Source organism: Clostridium sp. ATCC 25772, from assembly GCF_001573875.1.
Lineage (GTDB): Bacteria > Bacillota > Clostridia > Clostridiales > Clostridiaceae > Clostridium_J > Clostridium_J senegalense.
In genome coordinates, this window is the sequence record NZ_LFRG01000021.1 from 37,123 (window position 1) to 57,044 (window position 19,922).

Here is a 19,922-nt window from a genome sequence, read left to right on the forward strand (position 1 = left end):
AATGATAAAATTTATTGAAATAAATAACTAGTTTAGTCCTTAAAGATTAAACTAGTTATTTTTCTTTTTATTAAGTGTAGATAATGTTTTAAAATTAGACTATATAAAAAATTTCATAAATTTGTTATAATTTTAAATATGACTTCATATAAAAATAATTTTTATATGAAATCCAGTATAAATTTTAGAAGGGATGTGCCTTAATGGCTGAATATAATTTAAAAAGTAAAAAAAGTTTTTTAACTATATGTAAAGCTTTAAAAAAAGATGATATAAAACTTATAGCTATTCAAAGCTATAATAGATTCTATAAAATTGGTGAGTTTTCTGTTACTTTTGGTGAAAAGTGTTGTTATGAGTATGTTTTAGCTACAATATTAAAGCATTATAATAAAGATGTATTAAATAAAATAGATGAAAAAATTATGTTAGTATTTTTAGAAATGTATAATCCAACAATGTTTAAAGAAAGTTTAAAACCTATTATAAAGGAAAGTAAAATAGATTATAAAGAAGAATGGTTAGTAGCTATAGATTATTTTAGTAAATATCATAGTTGGATTGAAGATGAGATATATGGTAGAGAACTTGAAGATAGTTTAAAAAATAATCTAGGACCTTTTGCTTTAATTGATTTAGAGGTAAATAAAGCAGAGAGTGGTTATCAATGTCCATTCTGTAAAGAACATATGAACAGTATTAATTTTGCAGATAACAGACCCTTTGAACTTTCTACATATGAAGGGATAAAACATATTGATACAATATATAGTTGTAATAAATGTAAAGTATTTGTAGCACCACAACAGGATAAAAATATGAATGAGGATAAAATGTACTATAAAAAAATGATATCTTCTAATAATTACAAGATACATTTGGATATATTTAAAGGTAATTTATAAAATTTATTATATTTTAAAAAAATATATATAGTAAATGAAAGATTACATATACTATTATAAGGCAATGGAAATAATAAGCCTCTTTATCATGTAAAAAAGTAGGTGGTATTATTAGCAAGAATTATGCTTTATTAAAAAACAAACTTTTAAAGTACAATATATCAAGTGATATAGACATTGATAAAAAAGTATATCATTATACTAATATTAGTGCTTTATACCAAATTTTAACCCAAAAATCATTAATGGTTACTAATAGTGAATTTTTAAATGACAGAGAAGAAATATTATATAGTATAGATATTATAGAAGAAATATATAAAACTATAGACAATGGAGTTATAGACATAAAGACTTTAAAAAAACTACTAGTTGATTCATTAAAATATAAATTTATTTTAAGTTTTTCTTTAAATAATGATTCAATAGGACTTTGGGGAAACTATACTAACTTTGAGGGATATAACATTGAAGTTGATTTAAAAAATATAGTAGGTTCAAAAGAAAATTTTAAAAAATATATAATTGCAAATAATAAAAGCATTACTCCAAAAGGAAACAATGCATTTTATCATGAAGCTTTTGGAAAAGTTATATATGATACTGTAGAACAAAAGGAAATTTTAAAAAGTTTAATATTAATATTGAACCAATCTTTAGATAAAAGTTTCAATTTAACAGAAGAAGAAAGAAAAATTATTAAAGAAGATGTTTTATCAAAAATACTTTACTATATAAATATATTTAAACATCCTGGATTTAAACAGGAAGAAGAATATAGGCTTGTTTTTACTTTAAATAAAGATAGTTATGATAGAGTTATTAAATTTACTAATAGAAATGGTGTAATTATACCTTATATAGAGATTAAGTTTATAAACAAAGATGGTAAATGGGAAATTCCCATAACATCCATAACTATTGGTCCTAAAACCAATATAGAACTTGCTCAAAAGGGTCTTGAAAGATTATTAGAATTACATCAATTGTACCTAGATAGTAAAGGGGAAAAAGAAGATATAACTATAGTAAAATCTCAAATACCATATCGTTAATATTATTAATTCTAAAGAGTTACCATATTAAAAATATTTTATTATGGTAACTCTTTTTAAATTTATTTCCATATATGGTACTTATTAAGAGAAGATGATGTATAATTTATATATAATATTTTATTGTTGTATTAATGTTATGCATATGATTGCAACACTACAGCATTTTATAATAAGTTTTAATATGGAGTGAGGAAACATGGAAGAATGGTTTACAATTGAAAATATAGATGAGAATACCTACTCAATAAGTGAGTATGGTCATTGGGAAAAGGTACATTCATATTTGCTAATAGGAAAGGAATATGCACTTTTAATTGACACTGGATTAGGTATAGGAAATATAAAAAAAGAAGTTGATAAATTGACTAATTTGCCTATTATAGTTATTACAACTCATGTGCACTGGGATCATATAGGAGGACATAAATTCTTTAATCATATTTATGTTCATAAACAGGATGCAGAATGGCTAAGCAAGGGAATTCCCATTCCTAATAGTGTAGTTTGTAAAAATATAATGATGGAGCCTTTTATTAAAAATCCACCAATAGATTTTAAAATAGAAGATTATAAAGTTTACATTGGTAATCCAACTAAAATAATAGAAGATAATTATATTATAGATATTGGTTCAAGAAAACTTAGGGTTATACATACTCCAGGACATTCGCCAGGTCATATTTGCTTATTCGAAGAAGAAAAAGGGTATTTATATACAGGCGATTTAATATATAAAGGAACTTTATATGCGTTTTATCCAAGTACGGATCCTCAATTATTTAAAAAATCAATTGATAAGATAAGTAACTTAAAGGGGATAGTGAAAATATTACCTTCTCACAATGAGTTAAATATAAATGTAAATTTAGTTGAAAAAATTAAACATGGATTTAAAGAAATTGAAGACAATGGTGAATTAAATCAAGGAAGTGGCTTATTTGATTTTGGTGACTTCAAAATAAAAATATAGTAAGACAAATTACAATTTTAAAATAAATATTAAATATATTAAAGAATTCATAACGGTGTTATTTTTAAAGATATACTAAATTTATAATATATAATTTAAAAAACTGCCTAAAATAGAATGAAACTTCTATTTTAGGCAGTTTTTATAAGGTTCTAAGTTAACTTTTAAAATTATCCATTCAAAAACTTGGATACTTAAAATTATTATTTCTCTAATAATTCGTCATAAGGCCAGTTTTTTTGACCATCTTTAAGGATGAATAATCTTCCTTCGTCAATTCCTTTTTCTTTTAAATATCCATAAGTTCTTTCAGCACCACCAGCGCCACCAGGACAAACTATAACAATTGGATCCTTAGATTCATTAAGCTTGTCTAAAACTTTATCAAGCTTTGCTTTATCTTCATCAGTTTTCACTGGATAAGCATGTGTAGGGATTACACCTTTTATGTGGTGTTCGTTAAATTCTTCTTCAACTTGTATATCTAACATTACAACTTTATCTTTGTTTTCTATGGCTTTTTTTAACTCTTCAGCAGTGTAATATTTAAATTCACTTTTATTTTCATCTTCTTTTTTGTCTTCTTTTTGTTCACTACTTTGATTAGTAGCTGTGTTATTTTTACTTTCATTTTTAGTGTTGTTTGCTCCACATCCAGCAAGTGTAACAGATGTAGCAACAAGTAAAGCTAACATTAAACTAGCAGTTTTTTTCATAATATTCCCTCCTGTATAGAAAAATTTACATCTTTACAAACAATGAAAAATTTGTAAATTCAAATTACATTATACTATAATTTGATGAAATATACATATATGAAATACAAATAGAAACATATATAACTATTTGTATTTCATATACTGCTATTGTTAAATATTTATTTAGTTATATTTATTTTTCTTATCAGTTAAGAAAAAATAAGTACAACTATAGTTAGTTAAAAATTAAAATATAGTAATAAATTTAAGTTAAGATTCATACTAATGCAATAGGAATTTAAAATTGTAAAAACAAAACTAAGGTGTAAAGTGGGGGAACAATAATGGCAGTTGATACTATTAAAAATGACAAATGTTTAACTTTAAAAGATATAGCAAGTTGGGTTAAAAGTAAGGAGTGCCAGTATTATTTTGTAGAAGATATTATAGATTATAAGAGTACAAATCCTATTACTAATAAAGAATATAATAAGCTTATAGAACTATTTAAATCATATTCAGATAAAAATATAAAAGATATAAAAAAATTAAAACTTATAGAAAAAGATATACCCAGTGAAGAGGAATTTATTGATACTTTAAAAGAATATAAGATTTTAAAAAAATATATAGATAATATAGAATTAGAAGATATAAATTCAATTTTTAATAATAAAAATTTTAATATAAAAACTATAAAATATAGTTTAAATTCAATCAAAAATCAATTATTGTTTTTAAATAATAATGGCTTTGAAACTTTAGTTAGTCAATATGAAAAAGAAAAAAATGTGCCAGTTAAATTAAATAATTTTTATACAAATTCAATGAAACTTTTAAAAAAATTAGCATTTTTTAATAAAAGAATTTATTCTATGAATATCTATGTTCCTAAAGATATAGAAATATTGGACTTTAAAAAAGAGTTAAATGAAATATATAAAGATATAAAAGAAAATGGTAAATTAACATTAAAGTGCAAGATGAAAAATATAGCTATTTTTAATCTAATAAAAAGATGTAGAATAAACAAATGTAAAATAGAAACTGTAAATCACTATTTAGTAATGTATAATTATATGAAAATGAAATCAATGGAGAAAAAACTTATCAATTATTGGAATGAAAACTGTAATGAGTTCTATTTAGAAAGAATTAATGAAATAAATATAAGTAAGTTATTGTTTATAGAAAATAAGCTACAACAAATAAAAAATATTATAGATTTTGAAGATAGTTATAAATCACAAATTTTAAAAGAATTTGCTAGAGATAATTTAAGAGAATTTTCTATATATAACATAGATAATATAGAAGATTTATATAATTTAGTTTTAATAAAAGAAAGAGAATCTACATTGAAGAATTTAAAAAGAAAAATAGTAAAAACAAGTAGAATGTTCTCTGATATAAGTATTTTAAAAGAGTTCTATACCTATGCTTATAATTATAATTATGAAGGTATAAAGAAAATGTATACCATAATAGAAGATAATCTAAAAAAATATGAAGATATTATTATTATGGAGGAAATAATATCTAAAATAAAGTCAACACTTCCAATGTTTTATGTAAATTTAATGTCAAGAAAAAGTGAATATTTCAAGTTGGACTATGAAGAATTATTTGAGTATGTGAAGTATAAATCTTTATTAAGCGGAAATTTAAAAAAAAATAAAAATATTAGATGTAGTACAGCGATTAAAGAAAAGTATAGACAATGCTCTTAACATAAAAGTTATATAGGGAAAGAGCTCAAATTTAAATTTATTTAATAAGTTTAAAATATTTTTACTCAAGATGCAGTATTAAATTTAAAATGTTTTAGAGAAGTTCTCATTATTTAGGTATCCAAGTTTTAAAATAAATAAACTTAGTAGCTAAATTGAAATCTTATATACATGATTGATTAAAATTAAAGTCAATCATGTATTTTTATTTTTTAAAATTAGAAAATATTATATAAAATTTAAAAAATAATAAAAAATAAACAGTTCAATTAGCATAAATGTCGAAAATTGATATATTTTAACAATAATGATATAATAAATGCAAATTTATAGATTTTATACTATATTTTTAAAATTAAGATTACTTATCTATAAAGTATAGATATGAGGTGTTATTAATGAGCAAAAATACCAAAAAAGTATTGTCTTTTGTAGCGTTAACATATGTAATTACAATTTTATTTTTTATAATGCTTCAAGGAGTTGGTGGAAAGTCAAATCCAAAAACTTTAAATCTAATAGGATTATCAATGACCTTTCCTCTTATTTCAATTATTATTGTTGAAAAATTTATATTTAAAGATACTTTAAAAAATTTTATTAAGGTTTCTTTAAAATTTAATATTTGGTTTTTTATTGGAGTATTAATACCAGTGGTGATGGGATTAATTATTAACATAGTTAGCATTATTAAGTTTAATACTATTATTTTTTCACAAAAGGAATTTGTATTTAATGTGATAATAGGATTATCAATTGCAGCCATATCAGCCTACATAGAAGAAGTAGCATGGAGAGGATTTTTATATAATAATCTAAAATTTTTAGGAATATTTAAGTTGTCCTTATTAATAGGATTCATATGGGCATTATGGCATACCCCTGTTACTATTTTATATAAATACCCTAGTAATCCTATTATAGGAGTAGTTATCAATTTTCTACAAATGTTTATTATATCTATAATTATTACATATATTAGGGATAAATCAAGATCTGTATTTGCAGCAGCCCTAATACATGGAATGTTTAATACTATGATTTTGTCAAGTAACATGGATGATTTCAAAATTGTGTTAATAAAGATTTTTTTAGGTATTCTAATTATAACTGCATTAACTATATATGAATTTTATAAAAAAAGTGCAAATTTAATTAATTATAAAATATAGGGATATAGGGAAACAAGCTCCAACTTAAATTTATACATCAAGTTTTTGTTATCACTTAAGAAAAAATAAGCACAACTATAGTCAGTTTCTTTCAATTAGAGGCATTAAATCTTGAATTTGAGATATAAAATTAACTGAAGCTATATCCAAGATATACAGCCGTAATAAGAAGGACAGGCGTAACAAAATATATTATCCATAAATTATTTTTCAGTTAAATTGAAAATTTAGTAATAAATATATATTAAGTAAAGCCGGTTCTAGAAAAAGTATGTTCAGTATTACTAGGAGTACATCCACTAGTAATTAACCATAATTGTTAACATATAACAAAGAATTTATAAATTAAAATGGAATAAAAATGTGGTTTTATATTAAGTTTATGTTAAAAAATAATTAATATATTTAAAAAAGTAAAATATCGTATTATACTAAAATTGTATGTTACAAAATAATACAATATAGTACAAAGTTTTTAAATGTAGGGAGATAGATAAAATGTTCAATTTAAACCCAAAAGAAGAAAAGTTTTATAAGATGTTTTGTGAGCAAGCAACAAATGTATACAATTCAGCTTTAGTTTTAGGTGAGGCTATAAATGATTTGAAAAACAAAGAAAATGTAGCTAAGAAACTAGAAAAGTTAGAACAAGAAGGTGAAGATATTCTGTCCAAAGTGATTAAAGAACTTAACACAGCATTTATAACCCCAATAGACAGAGAAGATATTTATTCTATAAGTAAATCTTTGGAAAGTATTACAGATTTAATTGGTGGGACTATGCATAGATTTACAATGTTTGATATAAACGAATCTAATGTACAAGCTGAAAATTTATGTAGCATGATTGTTAATGTTACAAAAGAAATTATGGAATTAATGAATGAAATGAAATTATTGGATAAAAAGAATAATATACCTACAAAAATAAAAAATATAAAAAATATAGAATTAAACGGCGATAAATTGTTTAGAAAAACAGTTACAGAGTTATTTAAAAATGAAAAAGATGTCCTTACAATTATAAAGTGGAAAGAAATATATCAAATGTTAGAGGATACACTAGATAGTTGTGAAAATGTAGCAAATATAGTTGAAGGGGTTGTCATGAAACATGCATAGTACATTTTTAATAACTGCAATAATAGTTGTGTTAGTAATAATATTTGATTTTATTAATGGATTTCATGACACAGCTACAGCAGTAGCAACTTCAATTTCAACAAGAGCATTATCTCCTAAAGTGGCGATTTTATTATGTGCAGTATTCAACTTTATAGGAGCCTTTATGGGAACGGCAGTTGCTAAAACAGTAGGTGATAATATTGTAAGTCATAGTGCTATACCACAATGGGTTATTATGATAGTTTTAATAGCAGCTATTGCATGGAATCTTTTAACTTGGTATTTTGCAATACCAAGCAGTTCTTCACATGCCCTTATAGGAGCCTTAGTTGGTGGAGGAATTGCTTATACATATACACTGGATGTAGTTAATTGGTATAATCTTTTTCATAGTGTAATTTTATGGTTATTTTTATCTCCAGTTATAGGTTTTGTTGCAGGATATATAATAATGGTATTATTAAATTGGATTTTAAAACCATTTAAAGTACAGGTTGTAAATAAATTTTTCAAAAAACTTCAAATTGTAGCAGCATCTTTTATGGCACTAAACCATGGAGGAAATGATGCACAAAAATCTATGGGAATGATAACGATGGCCTTATTAAGCGGTGGATTTATAAGTGAATTTAAAGTTCCTACATGGGTTATAGCTAGTTGCGCGTTATCAATGGCTCTTGGAACTTCCGTAGGTGGTAAAAAAATAATAAAAACTATGGGAAGTGGAATGGCAAAGCTTAACCCGGTAAATGGTTTTGCAGCTCAAACAGGAGCGGCAACAGTAATATTAGGAGCTACGTTATTTCATGCTCCAGTAAGTACAACACATATAATTTCAACAACTATTATGGGTGTTGGAGCATCTAAAAATATAAAATCTGTAAAATGGTCTGTTGCTCAAAATATAGTATGGACATGGGTTTTAACTATACCTGTTACTGCTTTATTTTCAGCTATACTTGTATTAATAGCTAAATTATTTGTATAAAAGAAATCCTAAAATGTGAATTTAATAAAGCATTTTAGGATTTTTTTATGTAAATTAATATAATTATATACAGATTACTAATTTATTTAAAATATCTTATATGATATAATATTTTAAGTATATGAAAAAAATGCCAAGTAAAGCATATCAGTTAATTAAATTGTAAAAGTTGTAAGAGTTATAGGTTAATTTGGTTTTATACATAGAGGTGTAAGCTCTAATTATAATTTATACATGAAAAATTTTCACTTAATTTATGTATAGGTTAAAATTCTAGAGAAACTATAGTATGTTTATGTACAAGCTTTTAAAAATTAGGGGGAAAAATAATTTTTATGGAGGGCGAATAAGTGGCAAAAGAAAATTGGATTAACAAGAAAAGTATGAGAAAACGAATTTTAGTTATAATAGGAATTTCAATAACTCTATTTATATATTTATTTATAAGATTAGTATATGTAATGATAATTAAAGGTGATAACTATAAAAATCAGGCAGTTATACAATGGAATAATAATGTTACAGTAGGTGCTAAAAGAGGAAGCATATTAGATAGGGAAGGAAATGAACTAGCGGTAAGTGTAGATGTTTACAGGGTTGACGTAGATTTAAAATCACTTAGAGAGTCTTTAGAAAGAGAAAATATGAAGATGACAGAAGTTTCTTCTGCTGTTGCAGGTATATTAGGTATGGAGAAAGATGAAGTTAATAAAATGATGACAGCTAAATTACCTAATGGAGATCCAGTAAACAATATAATTTTAAAAAGAAGAATAGAAAAAGAAATAGCAGATAAAATTCAAGATTATCAAAAGAAAAATGGTCTTATAGGGTTTATAATATCTCCAGATACTAAAAGATACTATACAAATAATAATTTTGCATCACATGTATTAGGACATACTAATTCAGATGGTGAAGGATTAACTGGTGTTGAATTATACTATAATAAATATTTATCTGGTGTTCCAGGAATAAAAATTGATGAACTTGATGCTTTTGATGAAAATATTCCATATGAAACAGTAGATTATACACAACCGGTAGATGGCAGGGATGTTATATTAACATTAGATGAAAATATTCAACTTTTCACAGAAAAGGCTGCACAAAAAGCGTTAGATGATAATAGTGCAAAAGCAGTTTCAATTATAGTAATGAATCCTAATACTGGAGAAATTTTAGGAATGTCAAATAAACCAGATTATAATCCTAATGCTCCTTGGGACGGAGATTTAAATAGTGAAGAACTTCAACAACTTTGGAGAAATAGGGCAGTTAATGATGCCTTTGAACCAGGATCTATATTTAAGGTTATAACTTCTATAGCAGCACTAGAAACTGGAACAGCACACGCCGGTGATGTTTTTCAATGTAACGGAAGTTTAACAATAGATAATGAAACAATACATTGTTGGGATAGAAACGGTCATGGACCTCTTACTTTTGAACAAATTATGGAACAATCTTGTAATGTTGGGTTCATGGAACTTGGAGCAAAAATGGGTAAGGAAACCTTATATAAGTATATAGAGCAGTTTGGCTTTGGTAAAAAGACAGGAATAGATCTTCCAGGTGAAGCTATAGGAATTGTAAAAACTCCTGAGCAAATAAGTAATGTAGATCTTGCTACAATTTCTTTTGGACAAACTAATACAGTTACTATAATGCAATTTATGCAAGCATTTAACTCCATAGTTAATGGTGGAAAGCTTATAACACCACATGTTATGAAAGAGATAGCTCATTATGATGAGTCTGGAAATAAAATAGTAGACCAAAATTATAAAGCAACGGTTACAGATAATGGTGTTAAAAAAGAAAGCTTAGATGAAATAAAAAAACAACTTGAATCTACAGTTGAAGCTAATGGTGGAACAAGTGCATATGTAAAAGAATATAAGACTGGTGGTAAAACTGGAACTGCTGAGAAAGCTGGGAACGGTGGATATGCTGCTGGAAAATATGTTTCATCATATGTTGGCATGATGCCAGTAGATGATCCACAAGTAACAATTTTAATTTCTGTAGATGAGCCAGATTCATCAGCATATTATGCTAGTCAAACAGCAGCTCCAATAGGTAAAATGTTGTTTGAAGAGCTTGGTAATTATTTAGCTTTAAATCCTAGTTATTCATCTAATAAAGCTGGTACAGGTAAAGATGTAATAGTTCCAGAGGGTAGAGGATTAAAACAATCAGAAGGAATAGATTTAATAAAAGCAAGTGGACTAAATTACAAATTAGATGGTGAAGGTGAGTATATTACAGATATTTTACCAAAGCCAGGTCACACTTTAAGTGAAGGAACTGAAATAATTGTTAAATTAGGAAAGCTAAACAATGTTGATAAAATGGTTGAAGTACCAAATTTAGCTAATTATAGTGAGACAGAAACAAATGAAATATTAAATAAATTGGGATTAAAAGGTGAATTTGAAGGTACAGGAATTGTAAAATCTCAAAATATAGCTAAGGGAAAAGTTGTTAATAAAGGTACAGTTATAAAGTGTACTTTAGAAAAATAAATATGGATTTTAAATCCTTAACAGAATAAATTTAAACTGGTATTTAAGATGATATACTTCACCTTAAGTATCAGTTTTTTAAGATTGAAAAATTATGGAGGTTATTATGGAAAAAATTTTACTTGTAGAAGATGATAGTTCAATAATTTTAGGAATAAAATATTCATTAGAGCAGGAAGGCTTTTATGTGGATATTGCAAAGACTTTAAACATTGCTAGAGATTTTATAAAGGATAATAACTATAGTCTATTGCTTTTAGATATAAATTTGCCTGATGGAAATGGTTATGATTTTTGCAATGAAATTAGGGGAAATAGCGATGTAGGTATTATTTTTTTAACTGCTTGTGATGAAGAAGTTAATATAGTAATGGGATTAGATATTGGTGGAGATGATTATATTACAAAACCTTTTAGAGTAAGAGAACTTATTTCAAGAATTAATGCAGTTATAAGAAGGAAAAAGAAATTAATCAATTATGAAGAAAAGAAGATTTTAAAATTTGATGATTTAAAAATAGATACTTTAGCTATGAAGGTTTTAAAAAAAGGTGAAGAAATCATTTTAACATCATCAGAGTATAAACTTTTACTCTTATTTATAAATAACTTTGATATAACCCTTACAAGAGAAGTTATATTAGATAAATTATGGGATGATTCAGGTGAGTTTGTAAACGATAATACTTTAAGTGTTTATATTAAAAGACTAAGAAGAAAGATAGAGGATGATCCTTCTAATCCTAAATATATTATAACTATTAGGGGACTAGGTTATAAGTGGCAATGTAGAAGGAGTGAAGATTAATAAATGAGTAAAATTTTAAAAAATCCAGAGGTAAAGAAAATTTTAACTTTATTTTTAATAGTATTTTTAATAGCTACAGTTTTTGCTACAATCATGTCTATATATTTTTGTAATGCTATGAAAAAAGAAGTTATAAATTATAAATCAGCACTTGTAGGAGCTATTTCTGATAAATATCCTATGGAGAAAGAAACAATAGTAAGATTAACTATCTCTGATAATAAAAAAGATAAAATTCATGTTTTAAAAGGAACGAGTTTGTTAAAACAATACGGTTATTATAATGATATGAACTTTGAAAATGAACCTATAGTAAAACATACATTTAAAAATTATATGTTTTTTACCATGGCTTTAATTTTTACAATATTCATGTTGTTTCTAATTATCATAATCATAATACTAAAAATTTATTATAAAGAAATATATTTAGGTATAAATTTTACTGAAAGCATAATAAAGGGAAATTATAATTATAATTTAGATTCCTATAGTGATGGTGATATTGGTATTTTAAAAAGTAATATTGTTAAAATGACCTCCATTTTAAAGGAACATTTAGATAAAGAAAAAAGAATAAAAGTGTTTTTAAGTGACACTATGGCAGACATATCTCATCAATTAAAAACACCAATGACATCACTTATAATGTTTAATGAACTTATGATTAACCCTAAAATGGATTGGAATATAAGAAAAGAGTTTTTAGAAAATAGTGAAATTCAGCTTAAAAGAATGGAATGGCTTATAAAGAGTTTATTAAAACTTTCAAGATTAGATGCAGGTGTAGTTAAATTTAAAAAAGAAAAAATAAATATTAAAAATTTAATAAGTGAAGTTAAATCTTCATTATGGTCTTTTATAAAGGAAAAAAATATAGAAATTATTTTAAATGGAAATGAAGATTCTTATTATATAGGAGATACACAATGGTCTATAGAAGCCTTTACTAATATAATGAAAAATTCTGTAGAGCATACTCCCAAAGATGGAACTATAATTATAAATTATGAGGAAAACAACCTTTATTCTGAAATTAAAATAAAGGATAACGGTATTGGAATTAGTAAAAAAGATTTACATAACATATTTAGAAGATTTTATAAAAGTAGCAATATTAATAAGAGTGATAGTGTTGGAATAGGGCTTGCCCTTTCTAAAACTATAATAGAAAATCAGAATGGTTCTATATATGTAAAAAGTCATGAAGGTAAAGGTGCAGAATTTATTATAAGCTTTCTAAAATAGTTTATAAAGATTAGTGACTAATTTGTCACTAAAATATTCACTATAAAGTAATCTTAAAGGATTACACTTAATAATGTAAGTTGAAAAAATAACTTATTAAGTTTTAGAAAGGATGTTGTAAAAATGGAAATACTTAAAGCTAGAAATTTATCAAAAATATATGGAGATAATAATAATAAAGTATATGCATTAAAAGATGTTAATTTTTCTGTAAATAAAGGAGAGTTTGTTGCCATAATAGGTGCTAGTGGTTCTGGAAAATCAACATTATTGCATTTATTAGGAGGGGTAGACAAGCCAACTGAAGGAAAAGTTTTTGTTGAAGATGTAAATTTAGGTTCGTTAAAAGAAAAGAAATTAGCAGTTTTTAGAAGAAGAAATTTAGGAATAATATTTCAATTCTACAACCTAATTCCTGTATTAACAGCAAAGGAAAATATAACACTTCCAGCAGAATTAGATGGCAAAAAGATAGATAAAGAGTATCTTGAAGACATATTAAATACATTAGGACTTAAAGAGCGAGAAAATCATCTTCCAAATCAACTATCAGGAGGACAACAACAAAGAGTAGCCATAGGTAGAGCTCTTATAAATAAACCTTCTGTAATTTTAGCTGATGAACCTACTGGTAACTTAGATAGTAAAAGTACTAAGGAAATAATGGAACTTTTAAAATTAACAGTTAAAAAGTATAATACATCATTAATACTTATAACCCATGATTTAAATGTTGCATCTCAGGCAGATAGAATAGTTAGAATAGAAGATGGAATATTAAGTGAAGATGAGGTGATATAGTTATGGGCTTTTACTTATCACTGACAATGAAATATATTAAAAAAAATAAAAAAAGAACTATAGTAACTATTATAGGAATAATACTTTCTGCAGCATTACTTTCAGGAATAGGAACAATAGCTGTAAGTATGCAAGAAACTATGACAAGAGATGTTATTAATGACAATGGAGATTACTATGGTATATTCAAAAATCTAAAAGGAGATAAAGTTAATGTTCTAAAAAATCATGTAAAAGTTGAAAAGGAACTAATATGGAATACCTCTTATATAGGCGAAGTTCCTAATGAAAAAGGAAAAAGTATTGTTATAAACAAAGTAAATAAGTTTAATGAAACATTACAACCGTATAATGTAAAAGAAGGAGAATTTCCTAAAAAAGAAGATGAAATAGCAGTCACTAATAAAGCTTTAAAAGTGTTAGGCAATAAAAAAATAGGAGATAGTATAACTTTAGATGTATTAAATGAAAATAAAAAATTAGAAAATAGAACTTTAAAAATTGTAGGGCTATTAGATAGTATAGGAATAGAAAGTAGAAGTAATAATGTGTTTATGGCATTAAGTAATTTAAACAACGTTGATAATTCTACAAATTATGATGTATATGTAAAGCTAAAAAGTAACAGAAATATAAGAGCAGAATTTGAAAGTATTGCAAAGGATTTAAATATAGAAAAGATTGATGGTAAATTACCTATTGAGTATAATGATAGATTACTAGATTGTTATGGTCAAAGCGATTCAGAAAATTTAAACGGTGTATTATTAACTATGTCAATAATAATTGGATCTTTAGTATTAATTGCAACAATAGCTACTGTTTATAATTCTTTTTCAATATCAATAGTAGAAAGAAAAAAATTGTTTTCAACATTGGCTTCAGTAGGTGCAACAAAATCACAAATTAAAAAAATGGTTTTTGCAGAAGGAATACTTATGAGCTTAATTGGAATACCAATAGGGATTTTCTTTGGAACTGCAACATTAAATTTACTTTTTAAACTTATGAATTATTTTTTAAAAGATTCAATGATAGGGTCATTAAATTTACAAACTGTTATAAGTGGTAAAATTATTTTAATAAGTTTTATAGTTGTATTTATTACAGTGTTAATCTCTGCTTTAGCTCCTGCACAAAAAGCATCAAAGGTCTCTATAATAGATGGAATTAGAGGAAATACAGACTATAAATTAAAAAAAGTAAAATCAGGCAAATTAATAAAACTTGTTTTAGGTGTAGAAGGACAATTTGCATATAAAAATTTAAAGAGAAATAAAAGAAAATATAGAGTTACTATTGCATCTTTAGTATTTAGTATAATACTATTCTTAACTTTTAATGGAATGTTAAGTGTTTTTACTACTGCTTTTGACTCAATGTATTCTTTATCCAATTATGATTTTTTTATACCTATATATGATAATTTAAAAGATGATGTTAAAGATAAGATTTGCAAAGTAGATGGAATTGAACGTGTTTCAAATTTAAAACTTTTAAATTGCAATTCAATTATAAAATTATCAAATTTTACAGATGAGGCAAAGGAACTAGTTGAAAATGAGGAAAATGTAAATTTAGCTGCTAATTATATGACTGTTGGAGAGAAAGAGTTTGATATAATTAATAAAAAATTAATTGATGGAAATTTTAATGAAGAAGAAGCTTTAAAAGATAATGGTGCTATTTTAGTTTTCACAAATAAGATTATAGATAATGGTAAAATATCAGATATTGAAATGTTTAATTTAAAAGTTGGAGATTATATAACTTTAACCAAAAAGGATAAAAATATATCAGTAAAAGTTAAAATAGTGGCTCTTACAAATGAAGTTCCAACTGGCGTAGATAATGCTTTAAAAGGACCTATACTTATAACTTCTGATAAAGTTTTTGATAGTGTATTAAATGAAGTGAAAAAACAAGATAGTACTGTTGAAGTTAATAATTCAATAAGCATAAAGTCATCGAATCCAAAAGAAACAAAAACACAGTTAGAAAAAATATCACAGGAATATTCAAGCTTTAATATAATTGATTTAACAAGCGAAAAGGAATATATGCATAGAAGTAAGGTTGGTATAATGATATTTTTAAATGGATTTATAGCAGTGGTAACACTTATAGGTGTATCTAACATAATAAATACAATACAAACTAATATTGCTCTTAGAAAAAGAGAATTTGCTATGATACAATCCATTGGTATAACACCGCAAGGGTTAAATAAAATACTATATTTAGAGAGTATATATTATGGTGTTATGTCCCTTATAATAGCCATACCTATAGGGCTGCTTTTATGCTATGGCATTCAAAAATCAATGAGTATGTTAGTAAATATCAAGTTTGTATTTCCATATACATCAATAATAATTTCTATAATAGGGATATTCTTTATAGTTCTTATAGCTGGATATTTTCCAATTTCAAAATTGAAAAAAGAAAATATAATAGAAAATATAAGATTAGAAAATGTATAAAATATAAATTAACTAAGCCACCTTCTCAAAATTTTGTGAAAAGGTGGCTTGAAACTTTTAAAAAAGCTAAAACAAATATAGGGAAACAAGCTCAAATTTAAATTTATTCAATAACTTCAAAATATTTTTATACAAAATATAGTGTTGAATTCTAAGCGATTCAGAGCATGTCTCACTATTTTAGGTATCCAAGTTTTGGAATGGATAATTTTAAAAGTCAACTTGGAACCCTATATAGGGAAACAAGCTCCAATTTAAATTTATTCAATAATCTTAAAATATTTTATACAAGATGCAGTGTTGAATTCTAAATGAGTCTGAGCATGTCTCACTATTTTAGGTATTTAAGTTTTTGAATGGATAATTTGGAAAGTCAACTTGAACTCTATAAAATATAGTAAAAGTAGTAACATTATATATAAAAGTTAATAATTGTATATATAATGTTGTAAATATATTATATAATGAGTAGTATTAAGGAAAAATAAAATTTAGAGGAGGACTTAATGGTTAAAAAAAGATATGAAACTAAAATACCAATTATAATTATGATTATATTATTTGCTATAGTTGGATTTTTTTCTGGAGCTAAATTAAGCGTTTTTCAAATACCAATAATTCTTAGATTATGCTTAGTAGTAATTTTTACTTCTATATCTATGATATTTAATATAATAATTCATGAAATAGGACATATAGTATTAGGAGTAATAAGTGGATATGAGTTTAAAGAGCTAAAAGTATTATCGTTTACTATTTTAAAAGATGATAATGGTAAGTTAAAGATAAAAAAGGATACAAAATTAAAAGGTACTGCTTATGGTGGACAAGCTGTTTTAAATATAAATAGTAAAAACTTTCATAAAAACTCCATGATAAAGATGTTTTTAGGTGGTGGGCTTTTTAATTTAATATTTTCAATTATAACTTTAATTTTAATCTTTATTATAAACAATCCATACACTAATATATTATTTGCTTTAAATTCAGTTGTAGGAATTATGTTATTTATACTTAATTTAGTAATTTACAAATCAAAGTATATGTTAAATGACGGTTATTGGATATATTCTTTAGTTAAAGATAATGAAGCAGTAGATTTATTACTTTTAGAATATTTAATAAAGGAAGGGGTAGAACCTAATAAATTAAATGATAAATATCTAAATGGTAATAAAGAAAAGGCTTCAAAATATTGCTCTGTTGCCTTAGAATATTATAGATATCTTAAAGCTATACATAATTTAGATATGGAAAGTGGAAAAGAAAAAATTAAAACTATAATAGAATTTGATAGTGAATATGATATAACACCACTTACAGGAACAATGTTTACCTACACACATGATATATTCTTTTATTATGCAGTAATAGAAGATAATATAGAAAAAGCAAAAGAATATTATGATAACAACAAAAGTTTTATAGAAAATAGCAAAGCTATAACAAAAGCAAGAGCATTAGCTACCTATGAAGCAAAAATAAATAAAGATACAGAAAAAGCTAAAGTAGTCTTTAAAGAAGAGTTTGAAAAAATAAAAAATAATGAAGATAAGGGTCTAATCACCTTTGAAGAGGAATTTACAAATAAAATGTTATTTTAAATAAAATAATGAATTTTACCAGTAAAATATTCATTAAAAACTTGTAATGCTTTGAAATTACTGAGTTTAAAAGGTGTTTTGCTGGTTTGCTTTAAAAAATAAAAATCACTGGTAAAAAAACAATAAAACCTAGCAAAATCAATGGTTAAGATGTATAATAAAAAATAAAGAATGGCTATTTTTCAATGGTTGAACCTTAACATAAGATGTATTTAAATTAAATTACTTCTATGTAATTTTTACCTGTTGTCCCGTTGAACCTTAACATAAGATGTATTTAAATCTTATTAAAAGTGGAGCGTGTGAAATGTCTAAAATATGTTGAACCTTAACATAAGATGTATTTAAATATGGTAAAATATGGATTATAAAAAGTATACATCAAGTTGAACCTTAACATAAGATGTATTTAAATATGTTTAATACTTCTTTACCGTCCATTATTCTTCTAGTTGAACCTTAACATAAGATGTATTTAAATCAATTAGGAATGCCAAGTTTTGAGAAAGCTGATGAGTTGAACCTTAACATAAGATGTATTTAAATTATGATATTAACCACTAATCCAGTCTCAAAAAGTAAGTTGAACCTTAACATAAGATGTATTTAAATTTAAATCACCATCATTATATTCATATATATTGTAAGTTAAACCTTAACATAAGATGTATTTAAATTCTCTTTTCACTTTCATTTATTTCATAATTTAAATTTGTTGAACCTTAACATAAGATGTATTTAAATAAAGGAAAAACTTCGTATATTGATTTTAAATCCTGGGTTGAACCTTAACATAAGATGTATTTAAATGGTGATAATCCTTCATCCATTATGATTTTGCTACCAGTTGAACCTTAACATAAGATGTATTTAAATGCAGTTTAAATTTAATTTATTATAGTAAAGGTTATAGTTGAACCTTAACATAAGATGTATTTAAATAGCAATAGGAATTATTGAGCAATGAAAAAATATAAGTTGAACCTTAACATAAGATGTATTTAAATTTTACTGCTTCTGGGTCTAATATTTCTAATCTTGGTTGAACCTTAACATAAGATGTATTTAAATAAATTTACATCGTAAGGAATTATTCGATCATAAAGTTGAACCTTAACATAAGATGTATTTAAATGAAAAAAAATGAAATAGCTAATATTAATGAAATATAGTTGAACCTTAACATAAGATGTATTTAAATAAGGAAAGAGCTAGAGAGGTTCTTCATAAAATACAAGTTGAACCTTAACATAAGATGTATTTAAATTTTGTAACTTTCATGAATCTAGCGTAGTTATCTACCATTAAATCTTAACGTCAGATGGAGTGAAGGTTCATTTTCTTAGAATCATGTAATGGCAAATATTTAATAAAAGTACTAGTGATTTGTTTATTTTATTATATAACTAGCCACAAATGAACCTATCCATCTTGTTATGGCATAGAGATCTTTAATCATTGTCCGTTTAAAAGTTTTGATTTAGATTTAAAACTTCTCATTGATAAACGGATAAGTTTTAGAATTACAATCTTATGGCTGGTGCATTAACAAAAATCATAACCTAAAAGTTCTTTTTCTAATTTATCAAAATCATATTTCCTTTGATGAAAATTATTAAATGTATCGTTGTTAGAAGATGAATTTTTATATTGCCTTTGCATTATCTTTTTACCGTTAATTTTCCAATTTTTAAGAATACCTTCAACATAGCAAAGTCTAACATTTTCTTTGCTAATTGCTTCTTCCATAGCATCTATAACAGTAAATGTGTCATTATCATCTACAAGCCTATCTAAAGTTAAA

Annotated in this window: 15 protein-coding genes and 1 CRISPR repeat array; of the genes, 13 read left to right on the plus strand and 2 right to left on the minus strand. The window is 24.8% G+C overall.

Translation table 11 applies throughout. The features are described 5' to 3' along the window. The first annotated feature begins 203 nt into the window (after positions 1–203). From AZI32_RS09760 to AZI32_RS09770, 3 genes are all read left to right on the plus strand, one after another. The gene (locus tag AZI32_RS09760; RefSeq protein ID WP_061995654.1) at positions 204–905 is read left to right on the plus strand and encodes a hypothetical protein; all 702 of its coding nucleotides are present in this window, start codon (positions 204–206) and stop codon (positions 903–905) included. 245 nt (positions 906–1,150) lie between these two features. Continuing rightward, complete coding sequence (locus AZI32_RS09765) at positions 1,151–1,960, plus strand: DUF2971 domain-containing protein (RefSeq protein ID WP_061995655.1); 810 nt, start codon at positions 1,151–1,153, stop codon at positions 1,958–1,960. A 199-nt stretch (positions 1,961–2,159) separates the two neighbouring features. Next, complete coding sequence (locus AZI32_RS09770) at positions 2,160–2,933, plus strand: MBL fold metallo-hydrolase (protein WP_061995656.1); 774 nt, start codon at positions 2,160–2,162, stop codon at positions 2,931–2,933. A 203-nt stretch (positions 2,934–3,136) separates the two neighbouring features. Here AZI32_RS09770 and AZI32_RS09775 read toward each other — a convergent pair whose 3' ends face one another. Continuing rightward, positions 3,137–3,649, minus strand: coding sequence for a rhodanese-like domain-containing protein (locus AZI32_RS09775; protein WP_082761209.1), 513 nt, complete (start codon positions 3,647–3,649; stop codon positions 3,137–3,139). Positions 3,650–3,975: 326 nt separating this feature from the next. Here AZI32_RS09775 and AZI32_RS09780 point away from each other — a divergent pair, with 326 nt between their 5' ends. The 10 genes from AZI32_RS09780 (at position 3,976) to AZI32_RS09825 (ending at position 18,118) form a co-directional block, all read left to right on the plus strand. Next, the gene (locus AZI32_RS09780; RefSeq protein ID WP_061995658.1) at positions 3,976–5,361 is read left to right on the plus strand and encodes a hypothetical protein; all 1,386 of its coding nucleotides are present in this window, start codon (positions 3,976–3,978) and stop codon (positions 5,359–5,361) included. Between the two features lie 398 nt (positions 5,362–5,759). Further along, entirely contained in the window at positions 5,760–6,533 is a 774-nt protein-coding gene (locus tag AZI32_RS09785; protein WP_061995659.1) for a CPBP family intramembrane glutamic endopeptidase, read from the plus strand. 498 nt (positions 6,534–7,031) lie between these two features. Next, a complete protein-coding gene (locus AZI32_RS09790; protein WP_061995660.1) occupies positions 7,032–7,655 on the plus strand; it encodes a DUF47 family protein in 624 nt (207 codons plus the stop codon). After that, positions 7,648–8,646: an inorganic phosphate transporter gene (locus AZI32_RS09795; RefSeq protein WP_061995661.1), complete on the plus strand. Its 999-nt coding sequence runs from the start codon at positions 7,648–7,650 to the stop codon at positions 8,644–8,646. The genes AZI32_RS09790 and AZI32_RS09795 overlap by 8 nt, the downstream gene beginning before the upstream one ends. A 350-nt stretch (positions 8,647–8,996) precedes the next feature. Further along, positions 8,997–11,174 carry a stage V sporulation protein D gene (locus AZI32_RS09800; protein ID WP_061995662.1) on the plus strand — a complete coding sequence of 726 codons (2,178 nt, stop codon included), beginning with the start codon at positions 8,997–8,999 and terminating at the stop codon, positions 11,172–11,174. Between the two features lie 106 nt (positions 11,175–11,280). Continuing rightward, on the plus strand, positions 11,281–11,982 hold the full coding sequence (locus tag AZI32_RS09805; protein WP_061995663.1) for a response regulator transcription factor: 702 nt from the start codon (positions 11,281–11,283) through the stop codon (positions 11,980–11,982). 3 nt (positions 11,983–11,985) lie between these two features. Beyond that, complete coding sequence (locus AZI32_RS09810; protein ID WP_061995664.1) at positions 11,986–13,230, plus strand: HAMP domain-containing sensor histidine kinase; 1,245 nt, start codon at positions 11,986–11,988, stop codon at positions 13,228–13,230. Between the two features lie 123 nt (positions 13,231–13,353). After that, positions 13,354–14,031, plus strand: coding sequence for an ABC transporter ATP-binding protein (locus tag AZI32_RS09815; RefSeq protein ID WP_061995665.1), 678 nt, complete (start codon positions 13,354–13,356; stop codon positions 14,029–14,031). A gap of 2 nt (positions 14,032–14,033) precedes the next feature. Next, positions 14,034–16,514: an ABC transporter permease gene (locus AZI32_RS09820; protein ID WP_061995666.1), complete on the plus strand. Its 2,481-nt coding sequence runs from the start codon at positions 14,034–14,036 to the stop codon at positions 16,512–16,514. A gap of 506 nt (positions 16,515–17,020) precedes the next feature. Further along, the gene (locus tag AZI32_RS09825; protein WP_061995667.1) at positions 17,021–18,118 is read left to right on the plus strand and encodes a site-2 protease family protein; all 1,098 of its coding nucleotides are present in this window, start codon (positions 17,021–17,023) and stop codon (positions 18,116–18,118) included. 132 nt (positions 18,119–18,250) lie between these two features. Next, positions 18,251–19,385: a CRISPR direct-repeat array (repeat unit 30 nt; unit sequence GTTGAACCTTAACATAAGATGTATTTAAAT). Between the two features lie 278 nt (positions 19,386–19,663). Here AZI32_RS09825 and AZI32_RS09830 read toward each other — a convergent pair. Next, positions 19,664–19,922, minus strand: a 259-nt coding sequence (locus AZI32_RS09830; protein ID WP_157450884.1) for a DnaD domain protein, incomplete at its 5' end; no start/stop codon positions are given.

Coding starts and splice junctions, on each gene's coding strand:
- AZI32_RS09820 (WP_061995666.1), top strand. CDS start 14,034: ATGGGCTTTTACTTATCACTGACAATGAAATATATTAAAAAAAATAAA.
- AZI32_RS09785 (WP_061995659.1), top strand. CDS start 5,760: ATGAGCAAAAATACCAAAAAAGTATTGTCTTTTGTAGCGTTAACATAT.
- AZI32_RS09760 (WP_061995654.1), top strand. CDS start 204: ATGGCTGAATATAATTTAAAAAGTAAAAAAAGTTTTTTAACTATATGT.
- AZI32_RS09815 (WP_061995665.1), top strand. CDS start 13,354: ATGGAAATACTTAAAGCTAGAAATTTATCAAAAATATATGGAGATAAT.
- AZI32_RS09795 (WP_061995661.1), top strand. CDS start 7,648: ATGCATAGTACATTTTTAATAACTGCAATAATAGTTGTGTTAGTAATA.
- AZI32_RS09765 (WP_061995655.1), top strand. CDS start 1,151: ATGGTTACTAATAGTGAATTTTTAAATGACAGAGAAGAAATATTATAT.
- AZI32_RS09790 (WP_061995660.1), top strand. CDS start 7,032: ATGTTCAATTTAAACCCAAAAGAAGAAAAGTTTTATAAGATGTTTTGT.
- AZI32_RS09825 (WP_061995667.1), top strand. CDS start 17,021: ATGGTTAAAAAAAGATATGAAACTAAAATACCAATTATAATTATGATT.
- AZI32_RS09805 (WP_061995663.1), top strand. CDS start 11,281: ATGGAAAAAATTTTACTTGTAGAAGATGATAGTTCAATAATTTTAGGA.
- AZI32_RS09810 (WP_061995664.1), top strand. CDS start 11,986: ATGAGTAAAATTTTAAAAAATCCAGAGGTAAAGAAAATTTTAACTTTA.
- AZI32_RS09775 (WP_082761209.1), bottom strand. CDS start 3,649: ATGAAAAAAACTGCTAGTTTAATGTTAGCTTTACTTGTTGCTACATCT.
- AZI32_RS09780 (WP_061995658.1), top strand. CDS start 3,976: ATGGCAGTTGATACTATTAAAAATGACAAATGTTTAACTTTAAAAGAT.
- AZI32_RS09770 (WP_061995656.1), top strand. CDS start 2,160: ATGGAAGAATGGTTTACAATTGAAAATATAGATGAGAATACCTACTCA.